General features: G+C 62.0%; 7 protein-coding genes and 1 pseudogene. All 8 read right to left on the minus strand.

Features of this window, described 5'->3' with window-relative positions; genetic code table 11:
* Nucleotides 1-118 precede the first annotated feature (118 nt).
* The gene (locus FFS27_RS07070) at nt 119-1,126 is read right to left on the minus strand and encodes a siderophore ABC transporter substrate-binding protein (protein WP_058133423.1); all 1,008 of its coding nucleotides are present in this window, start codon (nt 1,124-1,126) and stop codon (nt 119-121) included.
* On the minus strand, nt 1,123-1,899 hold the full coding sequence (locus tag FFS27_RS07075) for an iron ABC transporter ATP-binding protein (RefSeq protein ID WP_034019895.1): 777 nt from the start codon (nt 1,897-1,899) through the stop codon (nt 1,123-1,125). Before FFS27_RS07075 ends, FFS27_RS07070 begins: the two co-directional genes overlap by 4 nt.
* Nucleotides 1,896-2,846, minus strand: a complete 951-nt coding sequence (locus FFS27_RS07080) for an iron chelate uptake ABC transporter family permease subunit (RefSeq protein WP_034019896.1) — start codon at nt 2,844-2,846, stop codon at nt 1,896-1,898. Before FFS27_RS07080 ends, FFS27_RS07075 begins: the two co-directional genes overlap by 4 nt.
* Nucleotides 2,843-3,787 carry an ABC transporter permease gene (locus FFS27_RS07085; protein ID WP_042852633.1) on the minus strand — a complete coding sequence of 315 codons (945 nt, stop codon included), beginning with the start codon at nt 3,785-3,787 and terminating at the stop codon, nt 2,843-2,845. Before FFS27_RS07085 ends, FFS27_RS07080 begins: the two co-directional genes overlap by 4 nt.
* 291 nt (nt 3,788-4,078) lie before the next feature.
* Complete coding sequence (locus tag FFS27_RS07090) at nt 4,079-6,064, minus strand: relaxase/mobilization nuclease domain-containing protein (protein ID WP_058133424.1); 1,986 nt, start codon at nt 6,062-6,064, stop codon at nt 4,079-4,081.
* Nucleotides 6,061-6,516 (minus strand): hypothetical protein, encoded by a 456-nt coding sequence (locus tag FFS27_RS07095; protein WP_071578208.1) that lies wholly within the window; start codon nt 6,514-6,516, stop codon nt 6,061-6,063. Before FFS27_RS07095 ends, FFS27_RS07090 begins: the two co-directional genes overlap by 4 nt.
* The gene (locus FFS27_RS07100) at nt 6,513-7,112 is read right to left on the minus strand and encodes a S26 family signal peptidase (RefSeq protein WP_034019517.1); all 600 of its coding nucleotides are present in this window, start codon (nt 7,110-7,112) and stop codon (nt 6,513-6,515) included. The genes FFS27_RS07095 and FFS27_RS07100 overlap by 4 nt, the downstream gene beginning before the upstream one ends.
* A pseudogene (locus FFS27_RS07105) lies at nt 7,109-7,345 on the minus strand (DUF2840 domain-containing protein); the annotation flags it as partial. The pseudogene FFS27_RS07105 and the gene FFS27_RS07100, both read right to left, overlap by 4 nt.
* Nucleotides 7,346-7,365 lie beyond the last annotated feature (20 nt).

Consider the following 7,365-nt stretch of genomic DNA (forward strand, 5'->3'; position numbering starts at 1 on the left):
ATAAACTCCTCGAATTCAGAAACGCAACGGCACTTGCGAACCTAACTCCCGTTCGTTGCCGTCAACGTGGTAGCGCTGGGTATTGCCGCGCCGCTGGAGACAATGCGAAGACGCAGCCCTAACCGCCGGAGTAGCCCTTCAGGACCTCATCGATGAGCATTTCCAGCGAAGTGACACCAGCACCGGTGAGATACCAAACGTCCGGATTCACGAAGACCACATGGCCGGTCTTCCATGCCTTTGTCTGCCGCAACAGCGGATTGTCGAGCCCCTTGGGATCCACCGGCTTGCGGTCGTGAGCGGCGGTCCGATCGACGACGTAGAGGATGTCGGGATCAGCATCGTGAATGAACTCGTTCGAGATCGGCTGACCATGCAGTCCAGGTTCGATGTGCTGGCTGGCAGGCTTGACACCGAGGGTGTCGAAGATGAATCCGTATCGGGATTGAATGCCAAAGGCAGTGAAGGCACCGTTGTTGTGCATCACGATGAGCGCCTTCTCGGGACGGCCATTGATTGTGGCGCGTGCCTCTTCAACCTTCTGATCGATTTCAAGACTTTTCTTGCGCGCCTGGTCTTCCACCCCGAACACATGCCCCAACGTCATGAGTTGCTTCTTGACGCCCCCGATGTAGTCGCCGTGTTGGTTCATGTAATCCACATCGAAGTAAATCGTTGGCACGATCTGCGAAAGCTCCTGATAGCTGCCTGCTTCCAGAGGAGAAATCAACACCAGGTCAGGCTTCACCGCATGGAGTTGCTCGAAATTCGGCTGCAACACCGAACCCACATCCTGGATCGCCGGGTTGTCCTGATACTTCGAGAGGAAGCGAGGAACATAGTCCTTAGGCATGCCGACAATCGGAATGCCAAGCTGGTCGAGGGAGTCGAGCACGCTCATGTCGTAGGGAACCACGCGCGTCGGCCTGGACTTGAGAATGGCAGTACCCAATTCGTGCACGACCGTTATGGAGTCTGTATCAGCAACCACCTGTTGCTGGGCTGTCACAGCCGGCGCTTCCCCGTGCGCCGATTGCTCGTGCTTCTGATCGCAGCCCTGCAACGCGGCAACCAAAAGCAAGAGCAGAGCTGCCGCCCATCGTTCCTTACCTTTGTTCCACTTCATCTAGATTCTCCTGATGGTTTGAAGTAATTGCACACGCACCCACGAGCGGTACGCGTGATTTCGAAATCCAACTCGAACAGTTCTCGTAGTCTGTCCTCTGAAATGACCTCGGCAGCCCGGCCGCTGAAGCAAACGGACCCGGACTTCATCGCCACGATGTGGTCCGAATAGTTGGCAGCGAAATTGATGTCATGAACCACCATCACCACCGTGCGGCCGCGTTCGTCACACAGACGGCGAAGGGCCTGCATGATCTGTACGGAATGCTTCATGTCCAGGTTGTTGAGCGGCTCATCGAGCAGCAGGCAGTCGGTCTGCTGTGCAATCGTCATCGCCAAGAACGCCATCTGACGTTGGCCGCCACTGAGTTCATCGATGTAGCGCTCTCTCAACCCATCAAGAGAGAGAAAGGCCAAGGCTTGGTCGATCTCGCTGTGGTCACGGGCATCGAGTGAGCCGCGGGTATAGGGAAAACGCCCGAAAGCCACCAGCTCTTCGACTGTCAGGCGAAGGTTGATATCAGGTGCCTGACGCAGCGTAGCGACACGTGTTGCATAGTCCCGCGGGCGGAAATCTGACACAGGCTTATCGCCGATCCGAATTGCGCCACTGGTGGGCTCCAGCAGACGGGCGACCAGCATCAACAGGGTGCTTTTCCCTGCGCCGTTCGGGCCAATAAGAGAGGTCAGTTTTCCTGCAGGAAACTGGGTGCTGACTTTGGACAGCACCGAGTTGCCGTTGTATGCCTTGCAAAGGCCTTCTGTCGCGATCATGCGCCACCTCGCGTACGCACCGTCAGCATGAGGAAGTAGGCCCCGCAAACAAGGTTGACGAGGATGCTGACGGTGGTTGTGTAATTGAAAACGTGCTCGACCAGGAGTTGGGCGACTATGAAAATTCCGATCGCGACCGCGCATCCGGTTGGTAGCGTCAGGCGATGCCATGTCGATCTGGTCAACGAGTACGTAATGTTGGCGACGAATATCCCCATAAAGGCTGTCGGCCCAATCAGGCTGGTGGAGATGGCCACCAGAGCGGCAGTGAGGGCCAGGTAGAGCCTCACGCTCCGCTTGTAGTCCAATCCCAGTGACGCGGATTGCTCGCGCCCAAGCGCTAGAACGTCCAAAGAAGGAAGCGTCTTGGCCAACACAATGGCTATCGCGGCCACCAGAACCCCCGCATAGACCAGTTGCTCTGGCCGCGCCCTGTTGAACGATGCGTAGATAAACCCTTGGACGATGCCGAAGTCCCCCGGGCTGATCTTGAGCTGGACGAACTGGATAATCGTGCTGAACAGCATGGTCAGCACCAGACCAAGCAATAACAGGTAGTACACGTTGCGCTTGCCATCTCTGAACAAATAGCGATGGACGACCCACGAATAAGCCAACATGAAGGCGATCGACAGAAAGAAGCCCTCGTTGCGGCCAATGGCGATCAACCCATGCCCGCCCACGATCAGCGTCAGCAACGATTGAAGAAGCAGGTAAACCGCTTCGTATCCCATTACAGCGGGGGTGAGTATTCGGTTGCCTGCGATGGTCTGAAATATGATCGAGGAAACCGCGACACAGATGCCACCGATCACGATGGTCGCCAAGCGGTTCAGCCGCTTAGGGATGACATAGCCGAAATCGAAACCCGATTGCACAAAAATGAAGATCAACGCAGCCGCGATGACCAGCGTCCAAAGCCCGTGCCTGTTGGCCATGCGCATCATTTGAGTTTCCCCAGCAGGAGCACAAGGAACAGCAAGCCGCCCAGGCTGCCTGCCGTCATGCCGATCGGCACTTCAAACGGAAAAATCAGAAGACGGCCAACGATGTCGCACACAAGCAGAAGTGACGCACCCGCCAGAGCCACGATAGGCAGGGTTCGGCGTAGGTTCTCTCCACAGCGCAGCGCCACCAGGTTGGGGATCACCAAACCGACGAAGGGAATGGCCCCTACGGCAATGACGCAGGCAGAGACGGTGACGGCCACCAGCAGCAAGCCCAATGCCGCAGTCCGCGAATAGCTCAAGCCCAAGCTGGTTGCTGCGTCTTCCCCCATCCCCATTACAGTGAAACGATGTGCGAACAGGTAGGTGAGCGCAACGATGGGGAGGATTAAATAGATGATCTCGTAATTGCCTTGGATGATCTTTGAGAAATCACCCAATAGCCAGCCTTGCATGCTCTGCACAATATTGTGGCGATAGGCATAAAACTCCGCGACGGCACTCAAGACGCTGCCGTACATCAACCCCACGACGGGAACCAATACCGTGTTCTTGAACTTTATGCGCCGGATGATTGCGACGTAGAGCATGCTCGCCGAGAAGCAAAACAAGAGCGCGAACAGCATCTTGCCCATGGTTCCCAGCCCTGGCGCCAACACCAGCGAGAGCAGAATTCCCAGTTTCGCCGCGTCCAAACCACCAGACGTCGCAGGCTCTACAAACTTGTTCCGAACAATCTGCTGCAGAATCACACCGCAAATAGACAGTCCCACTCCGGTCAGAATGAGCGCTGCCAAGCGTGGAATACGACTCACTGTCAGTGTTAGCCAAGCATCATCGGACAGCGTATAAGCCTGCCCCCACGACAATTGCTTCACGCCGACGAATAGCGACGCGATGCATAGGAATCCAAACAAATAGAAAAGACGTGCACGAGCCACGACATTGCCCTGACAGAGTTCGTTTCAGGCCGGGTGTTCGATACGCGCAGCCGTAGAACCTCTATCGTATTTTTTCAATGCGAATGATTGTTATTAACAACGGACGGAGGATCGCTAAATCCTGCCAATCGCAATGGAACACACTGCGTCTTGCATCAGCGTGCCAAAGGGCCCTACATCCAACATGCTGGTCTGCGCCGAATTCCAGAAGTCGGTGAGGCTGCAGAGCGTCGAAGTCAGGGCCAGCCGAGCGCATGTAGCACGTCCCTCACCTTGGGCTAGCTGATTCAACTACCTTCCTGGTCCTCGGCCAAGATGCCAAGACGCGGTATGGCTGTGGACGGTGGCGCTAAGAGATTGCCCAAGGCGCGGCTCAATCACTGGCTTCCACGGCACCAGGCTAAACCCCATGCCGTCATCGAGCATGGCGTAACGCCCGCTCGCCAGCATGACGGAGCGCCGGTAGATGCCGGCCACGCGCTGGCCATCGGCCACCGGGCGATGCTCCAGGCCGGTTTCGGCAGCAATGTCCTTCCCGGCCTGCGCCAGCTCCCGACTCCGCAGTGTCCCAAGCAGGTTCCGAGCGAGGATCACGCGCCGCCCGCGACGTTCGGCCAGCCCTTGTTCGGCCAGAAAGTCGGCACGCTGCTGCATGGCTTGCTTAGCATCGCCGCCAAAGCCCCGGTCGCCCAGCCCTCGGCCACCACCGATCAATTGCTGGTCAAGCCAGGTCGCACCGATGACGCGGGCCTGCCGCTCGATGGGCAGGTGCGATTTAAGTTCCACCGCCACGCCGCCCAGGCGCTGCGCGTCGTACTGGCGGCCACGCTCGGCCAGGTCGTCCGGCACCTTCCATAGCCCTTCGGCCACGCGCTCCACGATGCCGGCCCGGCGCAGGGCTTCCAGCCGCCGGACGTGAGCAGCGACGACTTCCTGCGGGTCGCGTCCGGGCGTGGCCCGGCCCTGTTCGATGGCCAGGTGATGGTCGGCACGGTACAGGCCATCGCTCGCCAGCGCGGCGATGTTCTTATCGGCGGCGCGCACGTCGGCCGCCCTCTTCACCTCCACCACCGCGCCGGTGGGATAGTTCGCCAGCTCGTCGCGGGCGTTCAGCGCGACGTAGTGGGCCTTGCCATCCACGCCGTCGATGACCAGATAGCCACGGTCGCGCAGCTCGTCGGCCAGCCCCTTCGCGGCCACACGGCCGATGAGGGTACGGCCATTCTCGCCCGGCTCGAACACGGCCAGGTCGCGCGGCTCGCCGCTCATGGCCCGCTGCATGGTGCGGATGTTGTCCCCGCGCTCGCCCAAGGCGCGCAACGTCTTCTCCGCGTCCGTATGGACGGCCCAGGTGCCGGGCTGCACCTCGTCGGTCAGGCCCAGGCGCTGCAAGCGTTGCAGGCGACCGATCAGCAGCAGGCGTTGGCGCTGCAAGCGGGGTTCGTTGAGCCGTTCGACATGCACCCGGCCATCCTCGCCAGCCTCGCGTTGTAAGGTGCGATCCAAGCTCGTCCACCGCTCCTGTTCCACCTCGCGCCCCAAGGTCTGCTGGATCTCCAGTTCGGTGCGCGGCCCCAGCCATTCAGTCGCCAGTTCGGCGGCGCGATGGCGGAAGCCGTGGGCGATGTAGTCGCCGGCGATGATGAGGTCTTTGCCGGTGTCGTCGCGCCCGCGCACGATCAGGTGGGTGTGCGGGTTGTCGGTGTTCCAGTGATCCACCGCCACCCAATCCAGCCGCGTGCCCAGGTCGGCTTCCATGCGATCCACCAGATGCCGGGTGTAGGTGCGCAGGTCGTCCAGTTCGGCCCCGTCCTCGGGCGAGACGATGAAGCGGAAATGGTGCCGGTCATCGGCGCAGCGTTCCTTGAAGGCGTCCAGGTCGGCTTCGTCGGTCTGCGGACCGTAGGCCCGGCCCGGTTCGCCATCGCGGCCCGCGCCGTCGCGCTCGACGTAGCGCAGGTGCTTGGCGAGCGATTGCGGGCTGGCCCGCTGGTGATTGACCAGCAGCGTCTTGATGGTCACGCGCCGCGACATGGGCGTGAGCTTCGCCCCGGCGAAGCGCGCCGCTGTGTGGCCGCGCCCCAGGCGCGAGCCGGGGCGCTGGCCGGCGCGTGCGCCGCTGCCACCGGCTGCGGAATGGCGCATCGAGGACTTGCCGCTGCTGGCCTTGCCGGCCTGCTTGAGCACCTCGGAAACGAAGCTCTGCCCCTGGCCTTTGCCCCGGTTCTTAGGGGCGCTGGGGCGCACGCGGAAATCGTCGTCGCGGCGGTCGGTCATCGCCGTTCTCCCTGCAAGCTCTGGCGTGTCCGGTCGTGCGAAGCACGCGGACATGCCTGTATTGGCGCGACCTTCGCGCCGAACGCGGCACGGCGGCAAAGCCGCTCCGTGCCGCACCACCCCCATGTGCAGACTGCCTTTCGACGCGGCCCGGTGCCGCGTCCTTTTGTCTTGCCTTCCGCCTTTGCCCTTCGCTGTCGCTCCGGGCGTCGGCGCCCCGGCAGCGCTGCACTGCTTGCAGCCAGCCCGCCGGCGAACGCGCCAATGGCCGCAGGCCCGGCGCATTCGAGGCAAGACGCCTGCACGTCGGACGGCTGCGCCGGATACAGCGCGTTGTGCAGTGCGAATGCACCACCACGGCAGGCGCGGCGACACTGCAGCAGCCAGCGGAACGACACGGCCGATGGCACGATGAGATGCACGGCAACGTGCAGCGAATCGGCGACCATCATGGGCGTGACTCCAGCCAGATCGGGCGCGCGACGCCGATCACGGCAGATGCGCTGACCGGGCCGAAATACCGGCTGTCGAACGATGCCGGATTGGTCATGCTCAACAGGAACAGTTCGCCCGGTTCGAGACGGCGGCAAAGCTGCAAGGACGGCAGCGGCCGACCCAACCGGTCGTTCGGAAGAACGGCGGCCGATGGCACGCCGTCAATCCGTACCTGACCGGCAACGATGCAGACGTGTTGCGGCGCGACTGCGCCCACACGTTTAAGCAGCGGCACGCGGGTCGGCAGGTAGCCGCGCTGTGCAGCCAGCAAGGCGGCCCCGGCCGGCAGCGGCACCAGCACGATGCTGTCCACGGGCAACGGACGTGGCAGTGAGGCGGTGCGCGGGTCGAACGGGTCGATGCGATACCAGCCGACCGCCACGCTGTCGGACGGGTTGTAGGTCAGGCGCGGCAGCGGCGACACGAAAGCCGCCAAGGCCATCGCAGCGAAGCCGATCACGGCCAGTGTCGCCACGACGATGCGAGCGCGCAGGCGCGAGCGAGGACGCGTCGCGGTGCCTGTGGTGCTGGCTGTGCTGCTTGGGGCAGTCATAGCGACACCTTCCCGGCCAGCCAGGCGGCGTGCCGCTCGGCGGTGTATTCGGGCAGCGCCAAGCGCGCCGCAAGGCGGTTGCCCAGCGTGCACCAGTACGCGGGCGACACGTCGATGGCAGCGATGCCCAGCGCCTCGATGCCGCCGATACGTTCCAGCACGGCGCGCACGTTGGCATCGCCTTCGGCGTGCAGCAGCAAGCGTGCGCCCGGCTGCACGCCGGGGACGGCCTCTTATACACATCTCCGAGCCC

It is taken from the genome of Pseudomonas sp. 2VD (genome assembly GCF_005503585.1).
GTDB classification, from domain to species: domain Bacteria; phylum Pseudomonadota; class Gammaproteobacteria; order Pseudomonadales; family Pseudomonadaceae; genus Pseudomonas; species Pseudomonas aeruginosa.

Excerpts from the sequence above, each read along its gene's own strand:
- FFS27_RS07070 (WP_058133423.1), bottom strand. The coding sequence starts at position 1,126 with ATGAAGTGGAACAAAGGTAAGGAACGATGGGCGGCAGCTCTGCTCTTG.
- FFS27_RS07075 (WP_034019895.1), bottom strand. The coding sequence starts at position 1,899 with ATGATCGCGACAGAAGGCCTTTGCAAGGCATACAACGGCAACTCGGTG.
- FFS27_RS07080 (WP_034019896.1), bottom strand. The coding sequence starts at position 2,846 with ATGATGCGCATGGCCAACAGGCACGGGCTTTGGACGCTGGTCATCGCG.
- FFS27_RS07090 (WP_058133424.1), bottom strand. The coding sequence starts at position 6,064 with ATGACCGACCGCCGCGACGACGATTTCCGCGTGCGCCCCAGCGCCCCT.
- FFS27_RS07095 (WP_071578208.1), bottom strand. The coding sequence starts at position 6,516 with ATGATGGTCGCCGATTCGCTGCACGTTGCCGTGCATCTCATCGTGCCA.
- FFS27_RS07100 (WP_034019517.1), bottom strand. The coding sequence starts at position 7,112 with ATGACTGCCCCAAGCAGCACAGCCAGCACCACAGGCACCGCGACGCGT.